Consider the following 18,780-nt stretch of genomic DNA (forward strand, 5'->3'; position numbering starts at 1 on the left):
GGGTGGGAGAGTAGGACGCCGCCGGACAACCATTCCCAGCAAGGGGGTGGGATGCCCGACCAGAGATGGTCGAGCATCCCACCCCCTTCCTGCATTTCCGGACCACCACGGCCGGCCGTCCGGCACGCAGGCAAGTTGCGGGCCGCACAGCGGCCGCGGCTATCGTGGCGGTGTGAACGCAGACTCCACCCGCACTGCCGCGGGCTCCACCAGCACCCAGCCCGCAAGCAGCGCCGACGCGGCGTGGCGTCGTGACCACTTCGTCTCGCTGCTGCGTTTCGCCGAGGCCTCCATCCGCGAGGACGGCGCCGCGTGCTGGCTCGACGACGAGGGCCGGCCGGACACCTCCCACCCCGTCGAGACGTGGATCACGGCGCGGATGGCGCACAGCTTCGCCGTCGGGCACCTGCTGGGGGTGAGCGGGGCGGACGAGTACGCCGCGCGTGCCCTCACCGGGCTGCGCGAGGTGCTGGCCGACGCCGAGTTCGGCGGGTGGCTGGCCGCCCGCGGCGAGGGTGACGAGCTCGTCGGCACCAAGGAGGCGTACGCGCACGCGTTCGTGGTGCTCGCGGCCTCGACCGGCAAGGTGGCCGGCATCGCCGGTGCGTCGGAGCTGCTCACGGAGGCCCTCGCGGTGCTCGACGCGCGGTTCTGGGAGCCGGAGCGGAACCTGCACCTGGACGAGCGGTCCCGCGACTGGGCGACCACGTCGGACTACCGGGGCGTGAACGCGAACATGCACTCCGTCGAGGCGCTGCTCGCGGCCCACGCCGCGACCCGGGACCCGCTCTGGTTGGAGCGCGCGTCGGCGATCGGGGACCAGGTCGTGGCCTGGGCCGAGGCGAACGACTGGCGGATCCCCGAGCACTTCGACGCGGACTGGAACCCGCTCCTCGAGTACAACGCGGACCGGCCCCGCGACCAGTTCAAGCCGTACGGCGCGACACCGGGGCACGGGCTCGAGTGGGCCCGCCTGCTGCTGCAGATCGACGCCGAGGCGGGCACACCCGGTCAGCGGACCGCGGCCGCCGCCGCGCTCTTCGACCGCGCGGTCACGGACGGCTGGGACGGCGCGGGCGGAGGCGGCTTCGTCTACACGACGGACTGGGCCGGCACGCCGGTCGAGCCCCGGCGCTTCCACTGGGTCGCGGCCGAGGGCGCTGCCACGGCGAACGTGCTGGCACGGGTCACCGGGGACGCGCGGTACACGGAGCTCGAGCGCGAGTGGTGGGCCTGGATCCGCGAGCACCTCGTCGACGCCGAGCACGGGTCGTGGCACCACGAGCTCGACACCGAGAACCGCCCGTCCGGGCTCACCTGGGTGGGCAAGCCCGACGTCTACCACGCCGCCCAGGCGGTGATCCTGCCGGAGCTCCCGCTCACGGGGTCGTTCGCGGCGTCGGCGCAGCAGGCGGGCCAGATCCTGGCCTGACGACGGCCCCGGACCGGGGCGCGTCCACGGTGTCGTGCGTGCCGGCGCCGTGGGCGGGAGACAATGGAGCCATGAGGATCTCCGCACGAGCCGACTACGCCGTCCGGGCCGCCGCCGAGCTGGCGGCGGCCGACCACGACGGGCCCGTCCGCGCCGAGGCCCTGGCCCGGGCGCAGGACATCCCGCACCGCTTCCTGGAGGGGATCCTGAGCGACCTGCGTCGCGACGGGCTCGTCACCAGCCATCGCGGGGCCGGCGGCGGGTACCGTCTCGCCCGGCCGGCAGACTCGATCACCATCGCCGACATCGTGCGCGCCGTGGACGGGCCGCTCGTCTTCGTTCGCGGCAACCGGCCGTCCGACCTGGAGTTCCAGGGGGCGGCCGCGCCCCTCCTGCACGTGTGGGTGGCGCTGCGGGCCAACGTGCGCGCGGTGCTGGAGGCGGTGTCGCTCGCGGACCTGGTGAGCGGCGCCCTGCCGGACGACGTCCGCGCCCTGACCGAGGGCGACTCGGCCTGGTCGAACTCCTGAACCCGACTGGAATCCTGACCGGACATTGACGTCCGGCTGTACCCGGTCCGGCCGAGCTCCGGCCGAACTTCGAGCGAGCGCGGGACTTTCACCCGACTTACTCGTGCGCACTTATCCGATCTCTGAGATGCTTGTTGTTTCCGACCGGGTTAGGTGGTTACCTTGACGCGGGCCCGACTTTGCCATGGCCCTGTGTCGTATCCCCCCGGACCTGGAAGGTCACGACCATGAGAACCCTGATCCTGCTGGCGCTCGTCGGCCTCGGCGCGCAGCTGGTGGACGGCAGTCTGGGCATGGCCTACGGCGTCACCTCGACGACGCTTCTGCTGGCTATCGGCACCAACCCCGCGGCGGCCTCGGCGACCGTGCACCTCGCGGAGATCGGCACGACTCTCGCGTCCGGCGCCTCCCACTGGCGCTTCGGCAACGTGGACTGGAAGGTCGTCGCCAAGATCGGCATCCCCGGAGCGATCGGCGCGTTCGCCGGTGCCACGTTCCTCTCGTCGCTGTCGACGGAGGTCGCCGGACCGGTCATGTCGGTGATCCTGCTCCTGCTGGGCCTCTACGTGCTGCTGCGCTTCACGGTGCAGGGCCTGCCGACCCGCTCGGACAAGCCGCTGCGCAAGAGGTTCCTCGCTCCGCTCGGCCTCGTGGCCGGCTTCTTCGACGCCACCGGTGGCGGCGGCTGGGGCCCGGTCGGCACGCCCGCGATCCTCGCGAGCGGCCGCCTCGAGCCGCGCAAGGTGATCGGCTCGATCGACACGAGCGAGTTCCTGGTGGCCGTCGCCGCCAGCGTCGGCTTCTTCGTCGGCCTCAGCGGCGAGGGCATCGACTTCACCTGGGTGCTCGCCCTGCTCATCGGTGGCCTGATCGCGGCGCCGATCGCGGCCTGGCTGGTGCGCCTGGTGCCGCCGCGCATCCTGGGCTCGCTCGTGGGTGGCGTCATCGTGCTCACCAACTCGCGCACGCTGCTCAACAGCGACTGGATCGCCGCCTCCGACCCGGTGAAGATCCCGGTCTACGTGGTGATCTGGCTGGGCTGGGCCGCCGCCGTCATCTGGTCCGTGCGGGCGCACCGCAAGGCCCAGGCCGAGGAGGCCGCCGTGAGCGAGAAGCCGGAGGCCGATAGCGTGTCGGCATGACGTCCGACCAGGTAGCGGTGATCACCGTCTCCGACCGCTGTGCCCGCGGCGAGGCCGAGGACCGGTCCGGTCCTGCGGCGGCGCGGATCTTGCGCGAGGCGGGGTTCACCGACCTGGCCACCCATCTGGTACCCGACGGCGTCGAGCCGGTCCGCGACATCCTGCGGACCGCGCTCGACGCCGGCGCTCGTCTGGTGGTGACCACCGGGGGCACCGGGATCACGCCCCGCGACCTCACGCCTGAGGGCACCCGTGCGGTGCTGGACTACGAGGTGCCGGGTGTCGCCGAGGCCGTGCGGCAGCGGGGCACCGCTGCGGGCATCCCCACCGCCGCGCTCTCGCGAGGGCTGGTGGGCGTGGCCCGGGCCGCAGGCGGGACGCGCGCGCTCGTGGTGAACCTGCCCGGCTCGTCCGGGGGCGTGCGGGACGGCCTCGACGTGGTGCTCGCCCTCTGGCCGCACGTCCGCTCCCAGCTCGAGGGCGGCGACCACCCCGCCCCGGCGCCGGCGTAGCGCGTCCGGCGGGTCAGCCGCCCGCGAAGGGCGGGAGCACGTCGACAGTGACGCCGTCCGGCACGGTCGCCTCGTCCGTCGTGGCGCGGGCGCCCGCGACCAGCAGCGCGCACTTCGGCAGCACGACACCCAGGGCCGGGTGGGCGGCGGCGAGGGCGCCGCGAAGGGCGGCCACCGACGTCGGGCCGTCGAGCTGTTCGGTGGTGCGCCCCGCGGCCTCCCGGGCGCCGGCGAAGTAGCGGACCGTGATCACTCGGGACGCACCCAGTCGCCCGACTTGCCGCCCGTCTTGCGCTCCAGCCGCACGTCCGCGAGCGAGACCGACTTGTCCAGGCCCTTCACCATGTCGATCACGGCGAGGCCGGCGACCGCGACGGCGGTGAGCGCCTCCATCTCGACGCCGGTGCGGTCGGCCGTGCGGACGGTCGCGGTGACGACGACGCCGTCGTCGGTCACCTCCAGGTCGACCGCCGCGCCGTGCACGCCGATCACGTGGGCCAGCGGCAGCAGCTCGGGCGTCTTCTTGGCGGCGGCGATGCCCGCGATTCGGGCGACGGCCAGCACGTCGCCCTTGGGCACGGCGCCGTCGCGCAGCGCCTGGACCACGGCGGGGGAGCAACGGACCAGGCCCGTGGCGGTCGCCGAGCGGACGGTCGGCTGCTTGGCGGTGACGTCGACCATGCGGGCCTGGCCGCGGTCGTCAAGGTGCGTGAAGCTCACGGCACCAGGGTGCCATGTCCTCAGACGGCGGAGCGGCGCGCGGCTATCCGCACCGCGGCGTTGTGCGCGCCCTTCGCGGCCAGCCGCTTGGCGAACACCGCGGTGCCGGCGGCGACGGCCGCGAACACGGTCGCCTGCAGCAGGTCCAGCTCCGGGTCGTCCGGCTTGTTGGGCGCGTCGTTTCCGGTCACGCCCTTCCAGATCATGCTGACGGCCTTCTGGGCGACCCAGCCGGCCGCGATCGTCAGGGCAAGGGTGCCGACCTTCTCGCCGAGTGTCTGTTCCGTCTCAATCTTGGCCATCTTCTCACCGTAGCCCCCGGCGGCCGACTAGGCTGCATGGAAACGACAGGGGAGCGCCCCCACGGCGCTGAGAGTGCGGAAAGCCGCAGACCCTTGAACCTGATCCGGGTAACACCGGCGGAGGAAGTCGGAGGCATGATGTTGCGTCTTTCCGGTGCCCACGGGGGCACCATCACCACCGGCACGATCGCGGCCACGCTGTCGGCGGTGCTGCTGCTCGCCGGGTGCTCCGGCGGCTCCGGCTCCGGCGACGACGCGTCCGGCACCGGCGACCCGGGGACCGTGACGCTGGTGACCCACGACTCCTGGGCGCTCGACGAGAAGCTGATCGACCAGTTCGAGCAGGAGTCCGGCACGACGGTCGAGGTGAGCGCCGCGGGTGACGCCGGCACGCTGGTGAACCAGCTCGTGCTGACCAAGGACGCCCCGCTCGGGGACGCGGTGTTCGGCATCGACAACACGTTCGCCTCCCGCGCGCTGGAGGCCGGCGTGGTCGAGGAGTACACGCCCGCGGACCTGCCCGAGGGCGCCGAGCAGCTCGGCGGGGCGCTCACGCCCGTCGACCAGGGCGACGTCTGCGTGAACGCCGACGAGGCGTGGTTCGAGGAGTCCGGCCTGGAGGTGCCGACGACGCTGGAGGACCTCGCCGACCCGCAGTACAAGGACCTGCTCGTGGTGACCAACCCGGCGACGTCATCCCCGGGGCTCGCGTTCCTGCTGGCGACGATCGGGGCGTTCGGCGACGACGGGTTCGAGGACTACTGGACCTCGCTCGTGGACAACGGCGTCAAGGTCGCCGACTCGTGGGAGGACGCGTACTACGTCGACTTCTCCGGGGCGGGCGAGGGCGGCGAGCGGCCGCTCGCGCTGTCCTACGCGACGTCGCCGGCGTTCACGGTGAGCGAGGACGGCTCGGAGTCGACCACCAGCGCGCTGCTGGAGACCTGCTTCCGGCAGGTCGAGTACGCGGGCGTGCTCGCCGGCTCCGACAACCCGGAGGGCGCCCGGGCGCTGGTGGACTTCCTGCTCACGCACGACGTCCAGGCCGCCCTGCCCGAGTCGATGTACATGTACCCGGCCGACGCGGCCGTGGAGCTGCCCGCCGACTGGCAGAAGTTCGCGCCCCAGGCCGACGTGCCGTTCGAGGTAGACCCGGCCGACGTGAGCGAGCACCGCGACGAGTGGATCGAACGATGGACCGAGACCGTCGTGGGCTGAGCCGGAGCGGGGCCGCAGGCTCAGCCCACCACGGGCAGAGCCTGAGCCGGAGCGGAGCCGCAGGCTCAGCCCACCACGGGCGGAGCCTGAGCCTGACCGGGAGCAGGGGGCACGGGCTCCGGCCCGCGCCCCTCCTCTGGGGGGTCGCGGTCGCCGTCCCCCTCGGCTTCCTCGCGGTCTTCTTCGCGTGGCCGGTGGCGGCGCTCGTGGTGCGCGGGTTCGTGCCCGACGGCGCGCTCGACCTCACCGGGTTCGTCGAGGTGCTGACCCGCCCGCGCACGTGGCGGCTGGTGGGGCTCACCCTCACCCAGGCGGTGCTCGGCACGGCGTTCTCCGTGCTGCTCGGCCTGCCGCTCGCCTACCTCCTGTACCGGCGGTCGTTCCCCGGGCGCAGCCTGGCGCGCGGGCTGGTGACCGTGCCGTTCGTGCTGCCCGCCGTGGTGGTCGGTGTCGCGTTCCGCGCACTGTTCGCGCCGAGCGGCGTGCTCGGGTTCCTCGGGCTGGAGGAGTCGCTCGCCGGGATCGTCGTCGCGCTCGTCTTCTTCAACGTCTCCGTGGTGGTACGCACCGTGGGCGGGCTGTGGGAGCGGCTCGACCCCCGGGCCGAGGAGGCCGCGGCGTCGCTGGGCGCCGGTCCGGCCCGCGTGTTCCGCACCGTCACGCTGCCGTCGCTCGCGCCCGCGATCACCTCGGCGGCGTCGGTGGTGTTCCTGTTCTGTGCCACGGCGTTCGGGGTGGTGCTCGTGCTCGGCGGCGTGCGCTACGGCACCATCGAGACCGAGATCTGGACCTGCACCACGCAGTTCCTGGACCTGCGGTCGGCCTCCGTGCTGTCGGTCCTGCAGCTCGTGGTCATCTCCGCCGCCCTGGCCGTCTCCGCGCGCGCCCGCCGGCGGCGCGAGGCCGCGCTGCACCTGGTCTCGGCGCGACGTTCGGCACGCCCGCTGTCCTGGCGCTCGCCCGCCGACGTGGGCGCGGCGCTCGCAGGCGCTGCGATCGTCGTCGCGCTCATCGCGCTGCCGCTCGCCGGGCTGGTCGTCCGCTCGTTCCGCGAGCCGGACGGGACGTGGGGCCCGGGGAACTACCTGGCGCTCGGCACGACCGGCGAGCGGAACGCGCTCGTCGTCACCGTGTGGGAGGCCACCGCGACGTCGCTCCGGATCGCGCTGACCGCCACCCTGATCGCCCTGGTCGTGGGCGGCCTCGTGGCGCTCGTCGTGTCCCGGCGGCCCCGGTCCGTGGGCGCGCGCCGCGCCATCGGCACGCTCGACGGCCTGTTCATGCTGCCCCTGGGCGTCTCCGCCGTGACCGTCGGGTTCGGCTTCCTCATCACGATGGACCAGCCCGTGCTCGGCGTGGACCTGCGCACGTCCGGGCTGCTCGTGCCGGTGGCGCAGGCCGTCGTCGCCGTGCCGCTCGTCGTGCGCACCGTGCTCCCCGTGCTCCGGGCGATCGACCCCCGGCTGCGGGAGGTCGCCGCGGTGCTCGGCTCCGGCCCGGGTCGCGTGCTGCGCACCGTCGACCTGCCGATCGCCCTGCGGTCGGTCGGGCTGGCCACCGGGTTCGCCTTCGCGGTCTCCCTCGGGGAGTTCGGCGCGACGTCGTTCCTCGCGCGGCCCGACGGCGCCACCCTGCCGGTCGTGATCTACCGCCTCATCGGGCGGCCCGGGGCGGAGAACTACGGGATGGCGCTCGCGGCGTCCGTGGTGCTCGCCGCGCTGACCGCGACCGTCATGATGGTGGCGGAGCGACTGCGCGACGACCGCGCGGGAGGAGAGTTCTGATGGCGGGGCTGGAGATCCGGGACGTCTCGGTGCGGTACGGGACCGGTACGGCCGGCGTGACGGCGGTGGACGGCGTCTCGCTGACCGTTGCGCCCGGCGAGGTGCTGGCGCTGCTCGGGCCGAGCGGGTGCGGCAAGTCGTCCCTGCTGCGCGCCGTGGCGGGTCTGGAGCCGCTGGCGGCCGGGCAGGTGCTGTACGACGGCGCCGACGTCGGCCGCCTGCCCGTGCACCGGCGCCGGTTCGGGCTGATGTTCCAGGACGGCCAGCTCTTTCCGCACCGGGACGTGCGGCGCAACGTGGCCTACGGCCTGGAGACCCTGCCGCTCACCCGCCAGGAGCGGGACGCGCGGGTCGCAGAGCTGCTGGAGCTCGTGGGGCTCGCCGGGTACGAGCAGCGGGCGGTCCCCACGCTGTCCGGCGGGGAGCAGCAGCGGGTCGCCCTCGCGCGCGCCCTGGCGCCGCGGCCGCGCCTCCTGCTGCTCGACGAGCCGCTGTCCGCGCTCGACCGGCAGCTCCGGGAGCGGCTGGCCGGGGAGGTCCGGGCCGCGCTCGTCGAGACCGGGACCACCGCGGTGTTCGTGACGCACGACCACGCGGAGGCCTCCGCCGTGGCCGACCGGGTCGGGGTCATGGACCGGGGCCGCCTGCTCCAGGTGGCCGCGCCGGAGGAGCTGCGCACCGCGCCGGCGTCCGACCGCGTGGCGGAGTTCCTGGGGCTGCGGGCCTGACGGCGCCCAGCCGGGTCAGGCCGCGCCGGCCTGCTGGACCAGCAGCGCCACCTGGGTGCGGTTCTCCACGCCGAGCTTCACCAGCACGCTCGAGACGTGGGCCTTGACCGTCGGGACGCTCAGGTAGAGCCGCCGTCCGATCTCCGCGTTGGACGAGCCGCGGCCGATCTCGACGGCGACGTCGCGCTCCCGGCTCGTGAGCTTGTCGAGGGCGCTCCGGGCGTCCCGCGCCTCACCGCCCCCGGCGGCGACGGTCTCCATCAGGCGGCGGGCGATGTCCGGCGCGAGCACCGGCTCGCCGTCGGCCGCGGCGCGCACCGCCGCGGCGATCCGCGCGGGCGGCATGTCCTTGAGCAGGTAGCCGGCGGCCCCGGCACGCAGCGCGCCCACCACCTCGGTGTCGGTGTCGAAGGTGGTGAGCACGACGACCGCGGGCGGCGAGGGCCGGGCCCGCACCCGGCGCGTGGCCTCGATCCCGTCGACGCCGGGCATGCGCAGGTCCATCAGCACGACGTCGGCCGGGTGGGCGTCGAGCACCTCCGCCACGTCCCCGCCGTCGGCGGCCTCGCCGACCACGCGGATGCCCTCGGCGCCGTCGAGCATGAGGCGCAGGCCCGCACGGACCAGGGCGTCGTCGTCGACGATCACGAGGCGGGTCTCCATCAGGCCCACGGTATCCGCGCCTCCAGGGTAAAACCACCAGCTGAACGGCCTGCGTCGAGCGTGCCGCCCAGCAGCTCCACCCGTTCGCGCAGACCGACCAGGCCGGTCCCGGGTGCGGCGCCGGGCGCGCGCTCGGGGCCGTCGTCGGCCACGACGACCCGGACCTCGTCCGCGTGCGTGATCACCGCTACCCGGACGGCCGCGCCCGGCGCGTGCCGGCGGGCGTTGGTCAGGCCCTCCTGGACCACGCGGTAGGCGGCGATGGCGACCGCGGGCGACGGTTCGATGTCTTCCGGCCCCTCACCCGGCCCGGCGGGTGCGCGCTCGTCGGTCCGGTCGAGCGTCACGGTGGCGCCCACGGAGCGGGCCGCGTCCACGAGCCCCGGGATGTCGCGGAGCGTGGGCGGCGGGGCGAGCCGGTCCGACCCGCCGCGCAGGAGCCGGACGAGCTGCCGCAGGTCCTCCAGCGCCTCGGCGGCGCCGGTGCGCACCCGCCCGGCCGCCCCGGCGAGCTGCTCCGGGGGCGCGTCCGGGCGGTACTCGACGGCGCCCGCCGTGGCGGCCAGCAGGGACAGCCGGTGCCCGAGGGCGTCGTGCATCTCGGCGGCGATCCGGTTGCGCTCCCCGGAGCGGGCGGTCTCCAGCGCCTGCTCGCGGTCGGCCTCGGCGCGGCGGGCGCGGGCCCGCAGGTCGGCGAGGAGCTGCGCGCGCGCCTGGAGGTAGGCGCCCCAGCCGAGCAGCGCGGCATGGACGGCGACGTCGCACAGGAGCCACCAGCCCAGGGGGAACGCCGGCGGGCGCCACAGCCCCTGCAATGCGTGCGCGGCCGTGCTCGCCGCGGCCACCAGGACCGCCGTGCGCAGGGGCGACCACCGGGCGATCTGCAGCACGCCCGACGTCGCCGCCGGCGTCGCGCCCGGCGAGAGCACCGCCAGCGCGGCCAGCGTGAGCGCGACCGGGACCGACCGGCGAGCCCACATCAGCGGCAGCAGGGCCAGGGAGACGACCGCGACGGCCAGGTCCAGGAGCTCCAGGGGCTGTGCCTCGGGCCCGCTCGGCCGGCGGGACAGCACCGTCGCGAGGGTCAGGGTCCCGAGCAGCAGCATGGCCACCACGACCGTCCGCCGCGGCGGGCGCCCGGTCCCGGTGCGCGCAGCCTCGGTGCGCGCGCCTCCGGGCTCGCGGTCCTGCGGTTCGCCTGTCATGCCGGTGACACTACGCACGGCGCGCGGCGTCGGACACCGACCAAGGTCGGGGGTGGCGCTACCGAAGGGTGACCCGGCTCGGTACCCCGGACGGATGTCGCGACGGCGTCGGCCCAGAAGGCTGTGACCAGGCGCGACGGACGCGCCACGGAGTGAGGAGACGTCATGGCCGAGAACCTGGTGACCCGCAGCCCCTGGCCCGCCTGGGCGGTGCCGTTCGCCGCCGCGGCGGCCGCCGTCCTGGTGTGGCTGATCGGTACGGCGCTCGGCGTCGACCCCGAGGCCCGCGCCGGGGCGAGCGTCCAGCCCGTCACGGTTGTCGCCGCCCTGGCCGCCGCGCTGGTGGCCGGGTTCGCCGGCTGGGGCGCGCGGGCCGTCGTCGGACGCCTCGCGAAGGGCGGCGGCGAGATCGCGTGGCTCGTGCTCTGCGGCGTGGCCCTGCTGGTGTCGCTCCTGGGCGCGGCCTCGGGCACGACGCCGGCGTCGGTGGCGCTGCTGGTGACCGAGCACCTGGTGGTGGGCGCCGTCATCGCGCTGGGCCTGCGCCGGGCCTAGTGGTCGTCCTCGAGGTCGAGGACGGACGGGTGCCGGGCTCCCCACTCGGCGAGGGGCCGCAGCGCGGCGACGAGCTCGGCCCCCGCCGGGGTGGGCGTGTACAGGATCTGCACCGGCATGGTCGGCACCACCTCGCGCGTGATGAACCCCTGCCGTTCGAGCTCCCGCAGCCGCTGGGTCAGGACCCGGTCCGAGATGCCGCGCACGTAGCGGCGGTACTCGACGAAACGTCGGGCGCCCGCGACCCCGGCGTAGAGGATCGCCCCCGACCAGCGCCGGCCCGCGCGTTCCAGGGTGCGCTGGAAGAGGTCGCACTCGTCCTCGGACACTCTCCGGTCGGTGGTCGTCTCAGAAGTCACTTACCAATGGTTAGTCGCTAACCCGGCCCTTGGCAAGGCCGGCCGGGTACCGGACGATGCGGGAGGCATCCGGACAGATGCCCTGGTCGCGCCGGGCACCACCCGGCCGTCGTCCCTCGGAGGACCCGTGTTCGTCGCTTCTGTCATCGTCTCGTCGCTCCTGATCCTGGCCACCGCGTTCAGCGGGTACGGCAAGCTGACGGGCAACCCGCAGGTCGTCGAGCCGCTCACCACCAAGCTCGGGGTGCCCCGCCGCCTCATCCCGGTGCTCGGCTCCCTGCTCGTCGCCGGGGCGCTCGGCACGCTCGCCGGGATCTGGTGGGCGCCGATCGGCATCGCCGCCACCGGGTGCTTCGTCCTGTACTTCCTGGGCGCCGTCGTCACGCACGTCCGCGCCAAGGACTGGGCGGGCGTGGGCCCGACGGGTGCCCTGATGGTGCTGTCCGCGGCGGCCCTGGTGCTGCGGCTGCTCTCGCTCTGAGCCTGGGGTCCCGGCGCGGGGGCGGCTACCGTGCCCTCATGCCCTTCCACGAGACGCCCGCCCGGCCCGACACCGACGCACTGATCGAGGACCTGCGGACCCTGGTCGAGTGCGAGTCGCCGTCGGAGGACCCGGCCGCGCTGGCGCGGTCCGCCGACCTGGTGGCCCGGCTCGGCACGGCCCACCTCGGCGTCCCGCCCGAACGGCTCGGCGTCCACCTGCGGTGGCGGCTCGGCGGACCCACGCGCGTGCTGGTGCTCGCGCACCACGACACGGTGTGGCCGCTGGGCTCGCTGCGGACGCACCCGTTCGGCGTCGCGGACGGCGTGCTGCGCGGCCCCGGCTGCTTCGACATGAAGACCGGCCTGGCCATGGCGCTGCACGTGCTGGCGTCCCTGGAGGACCGCACCGGCGTCACGCTGCTGGTGACGGGTGACGAGGAGCTCGGCTCGCCGTCGTCCCAGGCCCTGATCGAGGACGAGGCGCGCGGGGCGGCGGCCGCGCTCGTGCTGGAGGCCTCCGCCGACGGTGGCGCGCTCAAGCTGGAGCGCAAGGGAACCTCGATCTACCGCGTGGTGGTCAAGGGCCGCGCCGCGCACGCGGGCCTGGAGCCCGAGAAGGGCGTGAACGCCGCGGTCGAGCTGGCGCACCAGGTGCTCGCGATCGCGGCCCTGGGCGACCCGGCGCTCGGCACGACGGTGGTGCCGACCGTCGTCGCCGGGGGCACCACGCGCAACACCGTCCCGGCCGAGGCATCGGTCGCGGTGGACGTCCGCGCCCGGTCGGTCGCCGAGCAGGAGCGGGTCGACGCCGCCCTGCGGGCGCTGGCGCCCGTGCTGCCCGGCGCCGCGCTGGAGATCGAGGGCGGGATCAACCGGCCGCCGCTCGAGCGGGCGCTGTCCGCGGACCTGTTCGCCCGGGCCTCCCGGCTGGCCGAGGAGTCCGGGCTGCCCGCGCTCACCGGCGTGGCCGTGGGCGGGGCGTCCGACGGCAACTTCACCGCGGGCGTGGGCACGCCCACCCTCGACGGGCTCGGCGCGGTGGGCGGCGGCGCGCACGCCGACGACGAGCACGTGCTCGTGGACCGGATCGCCGACCGCACGGCGCTGCTGCGCGCGCTCGTCGTGGACCTGGTCGCGGACGCGGGATCCGACCCGGGATCCGACCCGGGATCCGATGCGGGCGCCGACGCGGGCGCCGACGCGGCGGCGGGCCGATGACCGGCCGGTCCGGCGGGGCCGATCCGGGCGCGACCGACCCGGTGGGCACCGACCCGGTGGTGGCGGACGCCGTCCGCGCGTCCGACGTCGCCGCGCGCGCCGCAGGCGTCGAGATCCGGATGGTCGACGACATGGCGGGGCACACCGCCGCCGAGCGGCTGTGGACGGAAGTCTGGGGCAGCTCGCCCGTCCCCGCCGAGCTGCTCCGGGTGCTGGCGAAGACGACCAACTACGTGGCCGCCGCGTACGTGGGCGACCGGATGGTCGGCGCGTGCGTCGGGTTCTTCCATGCGCCCGAGGAGCGTGCCCTGCACAGTCACGTCGCCGGTGTGTCCGCCGGCTCCGTGGGCCGCGGGATCGGGTTCGCGCTCAAGCTGCACCAGCGGGCCTGGGTGCTCCAGCAGGGCGCGGACGCGATCACCTGGACGTACGACCCGCTCGTCGCGCGGAACGCGCACCTCAACCTCGTGAAGCTCGCGGCGCGAGCGGTCGAGTACCTGCCGGGCTTCTACGGGGCCATGCCCGACGCGATCAACCGGGGCGACGAGTCCGACCGGATCCTGGTGCGCTGGGACCTCCGCGATCCGCGGGTGGCCGCGGCCTGCTCCGGCGACGGCCCGTCGCCCGGGGCGGCGGGGCCCGCCGGGGCGGCCGGGCCAGGCGGGGCGGCCGCCCCGGGCGGGCTGGTCACGGTGCCCGTGCCGGCCGACATCGAGACGCTGCGCACCACCGACCCCGCCGCTGCCCGCCGGTGGCGCGTGGCGGTCCGCGAGGGCCTGCTGCCGGCACTGTCCGGCGGCGGGTCGGTCGTCGGGTTCGGGCCTGGCGGCTACCTGGTGCACGTCCCGGCCGACCTGCAGGCCGACCCGCCCACCGTGACCGACCCGCCGACCGGCCCGCCCGCCGACCCGTCCACTGACAAGGGGACCGCATGACGACCGACGACCTCACCGTCCGGAGCATCGAGCTGCGGCGCGTCCGGCTCCCGCTCGTGGCACCGTTCCGCACGTCGTTCAGCACGCAGACCGAGCGTGACCTGCTCCTGCTGCGCGTCGAGACCGACGCCGGCGAGGGCTGGGGCGAGTGTGTGGCGGGCGACGACCCGCTGTACTCCTCCGAGTACGTGGACGCGTGCGCCGACGTGCTGCGCCGGTTCCTGATCCCGGCGCTCGGCGCGTACCGGGACGGCGCGGGGATCCGCTCCGCCGTCGACGTCGGCCAGGCGCTCGCGCCGGTCAAGGGGCACCGCATGGCCAAGGCCGCGCTCGAGATGGCGGTGCTCGACGCCGAGCTGCGCGCCGCCGGCCGGCCGCTGTCCCGGGAGCTGGGCAGTGTCGTGGACCGGGTGCCGAGCGGGGTGTCGGTCGGGATCCAGGACTCGATCCCGCAGCTCCTCGACGTCGTCGACGGCTACCTCGCCGAGGGGTACGTGCGGATCAAGCTGAAGATCGAGCCCGGCTGGGACGTCGAGCCCGTCCGGGCCGTCCGCGAGCGGTTCGGCGACGACGTGCCGCTCCAGGTCGACGCCAACACGGCGTACACGCTGCGCGACGCGCGGCATCTGGCGCGGCTCGACCCGTTCGACCTGCTGCTCATCGAGCAGCCGCTGGAGGAGGAGGACGTGCTCGGGCACGCCGAGCTGGCGCGGCGCATCCGCACGCCGGTCTGCCTCGACGAGTCGATCGTCTCCGCGCAGACGGCAGCCGCGGCCATCACGCTGGGTGCCTGCTCGATCATCAACATCAAGCCCGGCCGGGTAGGCGGGTACCTCGAGGCGCGGCGCATCCACGACCTCGCGGTGGCGCACGGCGTGGCCGTCTGGTGCGGCGGCATGCTGGAGACCGGCATCGGACGGGCCGCCAACGCGGCGCTCGCGGCCCTGCCCGGCTTCACGCTGCCGGGCGACATCTCGGCGTCGGGCCGGTTCTACGCCCGTGACATCACGGAGCCGTTCGTGCTGGACGACGGCCACATCGCCGTTCCCACGGGGCCCGGCCTCGGGGTGACCCCGGTGCCGGACGTGCTCGACGAGGTGACCACCGGCGTCGAGCGGATCGCGTTCGGCCGGGCGCCACGCGCCTGACGCCTCGGCCCTGACGCCTCAGCCCTGACGCGGCGGCCCGAAGCCCGTCGCGCCCCACGGGGACACCGGCGGGTGCGGCAGCCGCGCGACGAACGCGGCCCGCGCCTGCTGCATGACCCAGACGAGGTACTGGCGCTGCTGCTCCAGGCCGTGCGGGTCCAGGTCGCGCTGGGCGCCGGCCCGCTGGTGCAGCAGCGCGAGCTCGGTCGCGGCCTGCTGGTAGTCGGTCATGGCCCGCTCGGCCGGGCGGCCGCCCGCCGACCGGGCCCAGCGCCGGGCGGCGCGGCGGCCCGGCAGGCTCGACAGCATGCGCAGGTCGTCGGGCGTGATGATGCCGACCGGCCCGTACAGCGGCAGGTAGTGCTCGATGAGCTGGACGATCCGACGCCGGTCCCGGGCCAGGATCACGATCAGCACGATCAGCACCGCGAACCCCACGAGGTACGCCCCCGCGAGGCCGACCAGGCCGAACTTCGTGGAGCCGTTCCACAGGCTGTGGAGGGCGATCGCGCCGAGCAGCCCGTACAGCGGCGCCGTGCGGCGCAGCCGGCCCGGCCCGGCCAGGGCCGCGACCGCGACGCCGATCCCCGTCATCGCCGTGCACAGCGGGTGCAGCAGCGGCGAGACGACGGCCCGCAGCACGAACACGTAGCCGAGCTGGTCGGAGTCGAGGGCGTCGATGAAGTACTGGACGTTCTCCGTCGCGGCGAAGCCGAGCCCCACCATCGCGGCGTAGATGACGCCGTCGGTGGCGCCGTTCAGCTCCTGCCGCCGCCACCACAGCATGCCGAACAGGACGGCGCCCTTGAGCAGCTCCTCGACCACGGGCGCGCCGAACGTCGCGACGAGGTACCAGCCCTCCTCCTCGCCGGTGAGCTCGGTCTCGGTGAGCAGCGAGAGCCCGAGCGTGTTCAGGATGCTCGCGAACAGCGCCGCCACACCCGCGCCCCACAGGAACGCGAAGATCAGGGCGTTCGGCGGCTCGGGCTCCAGGCGGTCCAGGGCGAGCACCAGCGGCAGCCACACCGCGACGGGCAGCAGCGCGAGCAGCAGCCCAACGACGAACGACGCGCCGCCCGTGACCGCGTCGAACGCGAGCACGAACAGCAGGCAGACCGAGGCGAAGACGATCCCGACGATCACTCCGACAGGGGCACGCCCGGGGGCGCGACCCTGGAGGATCGCACTGGGATCGATGGCCATGCCATGGGACCCTACCGACTCGGTCCCCGTCGCGGCGGGCGAACGGCCGCCCCGCGCACGACTACGCTGGCGCACGTGCCCCCACGTGTCGCGCTCGAGCTCGCTGTCCAGGACCCGGCCGGGGCGGTGATCGCTGCCGACGTCGGTGCCCGGCGCGTCGAGCTCTGCTCCGCGCTCGGTGCCACCGGGGGCATCACGCCCAGCGCCGCGCTCATCGAGGCGGTGATCGACGCCGCGGCGGTGGTCCCGTCGTCCGACAGCGCGCCGATCCTGGAGGTGCACGTCCTGGTCCGGCCCCGGCCCGGCGGGTTCGTCTACTCGGCCGCCGAGCACGACCTGATGCTCCGCGAGGTCGTCCTGTCGGTCGACGCCGGCGCCGACGGAGTGGTGCTGGGGGCGCTGACGCCGTCGGGCACCGTGGACGTGGCGCGGATGCGCGCCCTGGTGGCCGCCGCCGACGACGCCGAGGTGACGTTCCACCGCGCCATCGACGTGGTCGCGGACCCGGTCGCGGCCCTCGACACGCTGTCCGAGCTGGGCGTCGCGCGCGTCCTGACCTCCGGCGGCGCGGCCCGTGCGGCCGACGGCCTGGACCGCCTCGCCGCCCTGGTCGAGCGCAGCGCCGAGCTCGGCATCGAGATCATGGCCGGGGGCGGCGTCACCGCGGCGGACGTCCCGGCCCTGCTCGGCGTGGGCGTGGACGCCGTCCACCTGTCCGCCAAGCGGACCGTGACCGACGCCGGCGGTCCCGGCGGCGGGGGCGACGCCGGCTACGAGGTGACGGATCAGACACTGGCCGAGGCTGCGGCCAGGGCTCTCCGCACTACGGTTGAGTCATGACCTCAGTGCCGGCCCGTGTGCCTGTCGACGCCACCACCACCAACGCCTGGGGCTCGCTCACCGAGCTCTCCAAGAACCTCCGGCCCGACCTGCGCGGCTGGTTCGCGACGGACCCGGCCCGCGCCGGGCGCCTGAGCCACCAGGCCGCCGACCTGTACGTCGACCTGTCGAAGAACCTGGTCACGGACGACGTGCTCGCCGCCCTCCTGGCCCTCGCGGAGGAGGTGGGCCTCGCGGAGCACCGTGACGCGATGTTCTCCGGGCAGCACATCAACGTCACCGAGGACCGCGCCGTGCTGCACACCGCGCTGCGCCGCCCGTCCGACGAGCCCCTGACCGTGGACGGCCAGGACGTCACCGCCGACGTGGCCGACGAGCTCGGCAAGGTCTACGCGTTCGCCGAGAAGGTGCGCTCCGGGGAGTGGACCGGCGTCACCGGCGAGGCCGTGCGGACCATCGTGAACATCGGCATCGGCGGCTCCGACCTCGGCCCCGTCATGGCGTACGAGGCCCTGGAGCCCTACGTCCAGGACGGCCTGGAGGTCCGGTTCGTCTCGAACATCGACCCCACCGACGTCGCGCAGAAGACCGCCGACCTGGACCCGACGACCACGCTGTTCATCGTCGCCTCCAAGACCTTCGGCACGCTGGAGACCCTGACCAACGCGCGGCTCGCACGCGACTGGCTGTGGCGCTCGCTCGTTGCCGCGGGGGCCATCGAGGACTCCGAGGACGGCCGCGCCGACGCCGTCGCGAAGCACTTCGTCGCGGTCTCCACCGCGCTGGACAAGGTCGAGGCGTTCGGCATCGACCCCGCGAACGCATTCGGCTTCTGGGACTGGGTGGGCGGCCGCTACTCCGTGGACTCGGCCATCGGCACCTCGCTCGCCGTGGCGATCGGGCCCGACGCGTTCGCCGAGTTCCTCGGCGGCTTCCACGCCATGGACGAGCACTTCCGCACCACGCCGTTCGAGCGCAACGTGCCCGCCCTGATGGGTCTGCTCAACGTCTGGTACGTGAACTTCCGCGACGCGCACACCCACGCCGTCCTGCCGTACGCGCAGCAGCTCCACCGGTTCCCGGCATACCTGCAGCAGCTCACCATGGAGTCCAACGGCAAGTCCGTGCGCTGGGACGGCACGCCGGTGACCACCGAGACCGGCGAGGTCTTCTGGGGCGAGCCGGGGACCAACGGCCAGCACGCGTTCTACCAGCTCATCCACCAGGGCACGCGGCTCATCCCGGCCGACTTCATCGCCGTGGCCAACCCCGCCTACCCGCTGGCCGACGCCGTGGGCGACGGCGGCGCCGTCGCGGCCGGGGCCGACGTGCACGGCCTGTTCCTCGCGAACTTCTTCGCGCAGACCAAGGCGCTCGCGTTCGGCAAGACGGCGGACGAGGTGCGGGCCGAGGGCGTCGCGGAGGACCTGGTCTCGGCCAAGGTGTTCAGCGGCAACCGGCCCACGACGTCGATCCTGGCGCCCGCGCTGACCCCGTCCGTGCTGGGGCAGCTCGTCGCCCTCTACGAGCACATCACCTTCGTGCAGGGCGTCGTGTGGGGCATCGACTCGTTCGACCAGTGGGGCGTCGAGCTCGGCAAGAAGCTCGCCCTGGAGATCGCCCCGGCGGTCGCCGGCGACGAGGCCGCGCTCGCGGCGCAGGACCCGTCGACGGCGGCGCTCATCACGAAGTACCGCGAGCTGCGCGGCTGACGACGCCGGCCTGAGGCCCGGGGAGACGTGATCGTCCCCCCGGGCCTTCCGCGCAGGGTGAGAGGATTCTCATCCGGATCAGGGCGCTTCT

Annotated in this window: 21 protein-coding genes and 1 riboswitch; of the genes, 14 read left to right on the top strand and 7 right to left on the bottom strand. The window is 74.6% G+C overall.

Annotated features, from left to right (window positions below; all coding sequences use genetic code 11):
• The first annotated feature begins 172 nt into the window (after window positions 1-172).
• From ACH45N_RS21105 to ACH45N_RS21120, 4 genes are all read left to right on the top strand, one after another.
• Window positions 173-1,432: an AGE family epimerase/isomerase gene (locus ACH45N_RS21105; RefSeq protein ID WP_397397541.1), complete on the top strand. Its 1,260-nt coding sequence runs from the start codon at window positions 173-175 to the stop codon at window positions 1,430-1,432.
• Between the two features lie 71 nt (window positions 1,433-1,503).
• On the top strand, window positions 1,504-1,962 hold the full coding sequence (locus tag ACH45N_RS21110) for an RrF2 family transcriptional regulator (RefSeq protein ID WP_397397543.1): 459 nt from the start codon (window positions 1,504-1,506) through the stop codon (window positions 1,960-1,962).
• 227 nt (window positions 1,963-2,189) lie between these two features.
• A complete protein-coding gene (locus tag ACH45N_RS21115; RefSeq protein ID WP_397397545.1) occupies window positions 2,190-3,104 on the top strand; it encodes a sulfite exporter TauE/SafE family protein in 915 nt (304 codons plus the stop codon).
• Window positions 3,101-3,616 (top strand): molybdenum cofactor biosynthesis protein B, encoded by a 516-nt coding sequence (locus tag ACH45N_RS21120; RefSeq protein WP_397397547.1) that lies wholly within the window; start codon window positions 3,101-3,103, stop codon window positions 3,614-3,616. The genes ACH45N_RS21115 and ACH45N_RS21120 overlap by 4 nt, the downstream gene beginning before the upstream one ends.
• Window positions 3,617-3,629: 13 nt before the next feature.
• Here ACH45N_RS21120 and ACH45N_RS21125 read toward each other — a convergent pair whose 3' ends face one another.
• Genes ACH45N_RS21125 through ACH45N_RS21135 form a run of 3 tightly spaced genes read right to left on the bottom strand, consistent with a single transcriptional unit; the run spans window position 3,630 to window position 4,638 of the window.
• Window positions 3,630-3,869 carry a MoaD/ThiS family protein gene (locus ACH45N_RS21125; protein WP_397397549.1) on the bottom strand — a complete coding sequence of 80 codons (240 nt, stop codon included), beginning with the start codon at window positions 3,867-3,869 and terminating at the stop codon, window positions 3,630-3,632.
• Complete coding sequence (gene moaC, locus ACH45N_RS21130) at window positions 3,866-4,336, bottom strand: cyclic pyranopterin monophosphate synthase MoaC (RefSeq protein WP_397397551.1); 471 nt, start codon at window positions 4,334-4,336, stop codon at window positions 3,866-3,868. The genes ACH45N_RS21125 and moaC overlap by 4 nt, the downstream gene beginning before the upstream one ends.
• 20 nt (window positions 4,337-4,356) lie before the next feature.
• Window positions 4,357-4,638: a DUF4235 domain-containing protein gene (locus ACH45N_RS21135; RefSeq protein WP_397397553.1), complete on the bottom strand. Its 282-nt coding sequence runs from the start codon at window positions 4,636-4,638 to the stop codon at window positions 4,357-4,359.
• A gap of 37 nt (window positions 4,639-4,675) precedes the next feature.
• A riboswitch (TPP riboswitch) is annotated at window positions 4,676-4,781 on the top strand.
• Between ACH45N_RS21135 and ACH45N_RS21140 the strand changes: the two genes are divergently transcribed.
• The 3 genes from ACH45N_RS21140 to ACH45N_RS21150 all read left to right on the top strand — a co-directional run bounded on the left by ACH45N_RS21140 (window position 4,777) and on the right by ACH45N_RS21150 (window position 8,368).
• Window positions 4,777-5,856: a thiamine ABC transporter substrate binding subunit gene (locus ACH45N_RS21140; RefSeq protein WP_397398619.1), complete on the top strand. Its 1,080-nt coding sequence runs from the start codon at window positions 4,777-4,779 to the stop codon at window positions 5,854-5,856. (Overlaps the previous riboswitch by 5 nt.)
• Complete coding sequence (locus tag ACH45N_RS21145) at window positions 5,832-7,640, top strand: ABC transporter permease (protein WP_397397555.1); 1,809 nt, start codon at window positions 5,832-5,834, stop codon at window positions 7,638-7,640. Before ACH45N_RS21140 ends, ACH45N_RS21145 begins: the two co-directional genes overlap by 25 nt.
• On the top strand, window positions 7,640-8,368 hold the full coding sequence (locus ACH45N_RS21150) for an ABC transporter ATP-binding protein (protein WP_397397557.1): 729 nt from the start codon (window positions 7,640-7,642) through the stop codon (window positions 8,366-8,368). Before ACH45N_RS21145 ends, ACH45N_RS21150 begins: the two co-directional genes overlap by 1 nt.
• 15 nt (window positions 8,369-8,383) lie before the next feature.
• Here the strand turns inward: ACH45N_RS21150 and ACH45N_RS21155 are convergent, their stop codons facing one another.
• On the bottom strand, window positions 8,384-9,031 hold the full coding sequence (locus ACH45N_RS21155; protein ID WP_397397559.1) for a response regulator: 648 nt from the start codon (window positions 9,029-9,031) through the stop codon (window positions 8,384-8,386).
• Window positions 9,031-10,236, bottom strand: a complete 1,206-nt coding sequence (locus ACH45N_RS21160; RefSeq protein ID WP_397397561.1) for a sensor histidine kinase — start codon at window positions 10,234-10,236, stop codon at window positions 9,031-9,033. Before ACH45N_RS21160 ends, ACH45N_RS21155 begins: the two co-directional genes overlap by 1 nt.
• Window positions 10,237-10,401: 165 nt before the next feature.
• On the opposite strand from ACH45N_RS21160, the gene ACH45N_RS21165 reads away from it, so the two are divergent.
• The gene (locus ACH45N_RS21165; protein ID WP_397397563.1) at window positions 10,402-10,791 is read left to right on the top strand and encodes a DUF6069 family protein; all 390 of its coding nucleotides are present in this window, start codon (window positions 10,402-10,404) and stop codon (window positions 10,789-10,791) included.
• Here the strand turns inward: ACH45N_RS21165 and ACH45N_RS21170 are convergent.
• The gene (locus tag ACH45N_RS21170) at window positions 10,788-11,150 is read right to left on the bottom strand and encodes a winged helix-turn-helix transcriptional regulator (protein WP_397397565.1); all 363 of its coding nucleotides are present in this window, start codon (window positions 11,148-11,150) and stop codon (window positions 10,788-10,790) included. The two genes, ACH45N_RS21165 and ACH45N_RS21170, sit on opposite strands and share 4 nt — an antisense overlap.
• Window positions 11,151-11,277: 127 nt before the next feature.
• Between ACH45N_RS21170 and ACH45N_RS21175 the strand changes: the two genes are divergently transcribed.
• From ACH45N_RS21175 to menC, 4 genes are read left to right on the top strand one after another with little or no spacing between them, the layout of a single operon-like run.
• Window positions 11,278-11,631 (top strand): DoxX family protein, encoded by a 354-nt coding sequence (locus ACH45N_RS21175; protein ID WP_377229272.1) that lies wholly within the window; start codon window positions 11,278-11,280, stop codon window positions 11,629-11,631.
• A 38-nt stretch (window positions 11,632-11,669) separates the two neighbouring features.
• Window positions 11,670-12,851 (top strand): M20 family metallopeptidase, encoded by a 1,182-nt coding sequence (locus tag ACH45N_RS21180; protein ID WP_397397567.1) that lies wholly within the window; start codon window positions 11,670-11,672, stop codon window positions 12,849-12,851.
• Complete coding sequence (locus ACH45N_RS21185) at window positions 12,848-13,786, top strand: GNAT family N-acetyltransferase (protein ID WP_397397569.1); 939 nt, start codon at window positions 12,848-12,850, stop codon at window positions 13,784-13,786. The genes ACH45N_RS21180 and ACH45N_RS21185 overlap by 4 nt, the downstream gene beginning before the upstream one ends.
• On the top strand, window positions 13,783-14,934 hold the full coding sequence (gene menC / locus ACH45N_RS21190) for an o-succinylbenzoate synthase (RefSeq protein ID WP_397397571.1): 1,152 nt from the start codon (window positions 13,783-13,785) through the stop codon (window positions 14,932-14,934). The genes ACH45N_RS21185 and menC overlap by 4 nt, the downstream gene beginning before the upstream one ends.
• 18 nt (window positions 14,935-14,952) lie before the next feature.
• On the opposite strand, the gene ACH45N_RS21195 is transcribed toward menC, so the two are convergent.
• Window positions 14,953-16,137: a PrsW family intramembrane metalloprotease gene (locus tag ACH45N_RS21195; protein ID WP_397397573.1), complete on the bottom strand. Its 1,185-nt coding sequence runs from the start codon at window positions 16,135-16,137 to the stop codon at window positions 14,953-14,955.
• A gap of 75 nt (window positions 16,138-16,212) precedes the next feature.
• On the opposite strand from ACH45N_RS21195, the gene ACH45N_RS21200 reads away from it, so the two are divergent.
• Window positions 16,213-16,977 carry a copper homeostasis protein CutC gene (locus ACH45N_RS21200; protein ID WP_397397575.1) on the top strand — a complete coding sequence of 255 codons (765 nt, stop codon included), beginning with the start codon at window positions 16,213-16,215 and terminating at the stop codon, window positions 16,975-16,977.
• Window positions 16,974-18,689, top strand: a complete 1,716-nt coding sequence (pgi, locus tag ACH45N_RS21205; RefSeq protein WP_397397577.1) for a glucose-6-phosphate isomerase — start codon at window positions 16,974-16,976, stop codon at window positions 18,687-18,689. The genes ACH45N_RS21200 and pgi overlap by 4 nt, the downstream gene beginning before the upstream one ends.
• The last annotated feature ends 91 nt before the right edge of the window (window positions 18,690-18,780 follow it).

Source organism: Promicromonospora sp. NPDC019610, from assembly GCF_044389365.1.
Lineage (GTDB): Bacteria > Actinomycetota > Actinomycetes > Actinomycetales > Cellulomonadaceae > Promicromonospora.

What these genes read in the sequence shown, in the direction of transcription:
- ACH45N_RS21185 (WP_397397569.1), top strand. Translation starts at nt 12,848, where the DNA reads ATGACCGGCCGGTCCGGCGGGGCCGATCCGGGCGCGACCGACCCGGTG.
- ACH45N_RS21165 (WP_397397563.1), top strand. Translation starts at nt 10,402, where the DNA reads ATGGCCGAGAACCTGGTGACCCGCAGCCCCTGGCCCGCCTGGGCGGTG.
- ACH45N_RS21160 (WP_397397561.1), bottom strand. Translation starts at nt 10,236, where the DNA reads ATGACAGGCGAACCGCAGGACCGCGAGCCCGGAGGCGCGCGCACCGAG.
- menC (WP_397397571.1), top strand. Translation starts at nt 13,783, where the DNA reads ATGACGACCGACGACCTCACCGTCCGGAGCATCGAGCTGCGGCGCGTC.
- ACH45N_RS21120 (WP_397397547.1), top strand. Translation starts at nt 3,101, where the DNA reads ATGACGTCCGACCAGGTAGCGGTGATCACCGTCTCCGACCGCTGTGCC.
- ACH45N_RS21150 (WP_397397557.1), top strand. Translation starts at nt 7,640, where the DNA reads ATGGCGGGGCTGGAGATCCGGGACGTCTCGGTGCGGTACGGGACCGGT.
- ACH45N_RS21140 (WP_397398619.1), top strand. Translation starts at nt 4,777, where the DNA reads ATGTTGCGTCTTTCCGGTGCCCACGGGGGCACCATCACCACCGGCACG.
- ACH45N_RS21195 (WP_397397573.1), bottom strand. Translation starts at nt 16,137, where the DNA reads ATGGCCATCGATCCCAGTGCGATCCTCCAGGGTCGCGCCCCCGGGCGT.
- ACH45N_RS21180 (WP_397397567.1), top strand. Translation starts at nt 11,670, where the DNA reads ATGCCCTTCCACGAGACGCCCGCCCGGCCCGACACCGACGCACTGATC.
- ACH45N_RS21110 (WP_397397543.1), top strand. Translation starts at nt 1,504, where the DNA reads ATGAGGATCTCCGCACGAGCCGACTACGCCGTCCGGGCCGCCGCCGAG.
- ACH45N_RS21145 (WP_397397555.1), top strand. Translation starts at nt 5,832, where the DNA reads ATGGACCGAGACCGTCGTGGGCTGAGCCGGAGCGGGGCCGCAGGCTCA.
- ACH45N_RS21135 (WP_397397553.1), bottom strand. Translation starts at nt 4,638, where the DNA reads ATGGCCAAGATTGAGACGGAACAGACACTCGGCGAGAAGGTCGGCACC.
- ACH45N_RS21155 (WP_397397559.1), bottom strand. Translation starts at nt 9,031, where the DNA reads ATGGAGACCCGCCTCGTGATCGTCGACGACGACGCCCTGGTCCGTGCG.
- ACH45N_RS21115 (WP_397397545.1), top strand. Translation starts at nt 2,190, where the DNA reads ATGAGAACCCTGATCCTGCTGGCGCTCGTCGGCCTCGGCGCGCAGCTG.
- pgi (WP_397397577.1), top strand. Translation starts at nt 16,974, where the DNA reads ATGACCTCAGTGCCGGCCCGTGTGCCTGTCGACGCCACCACCACCAAC.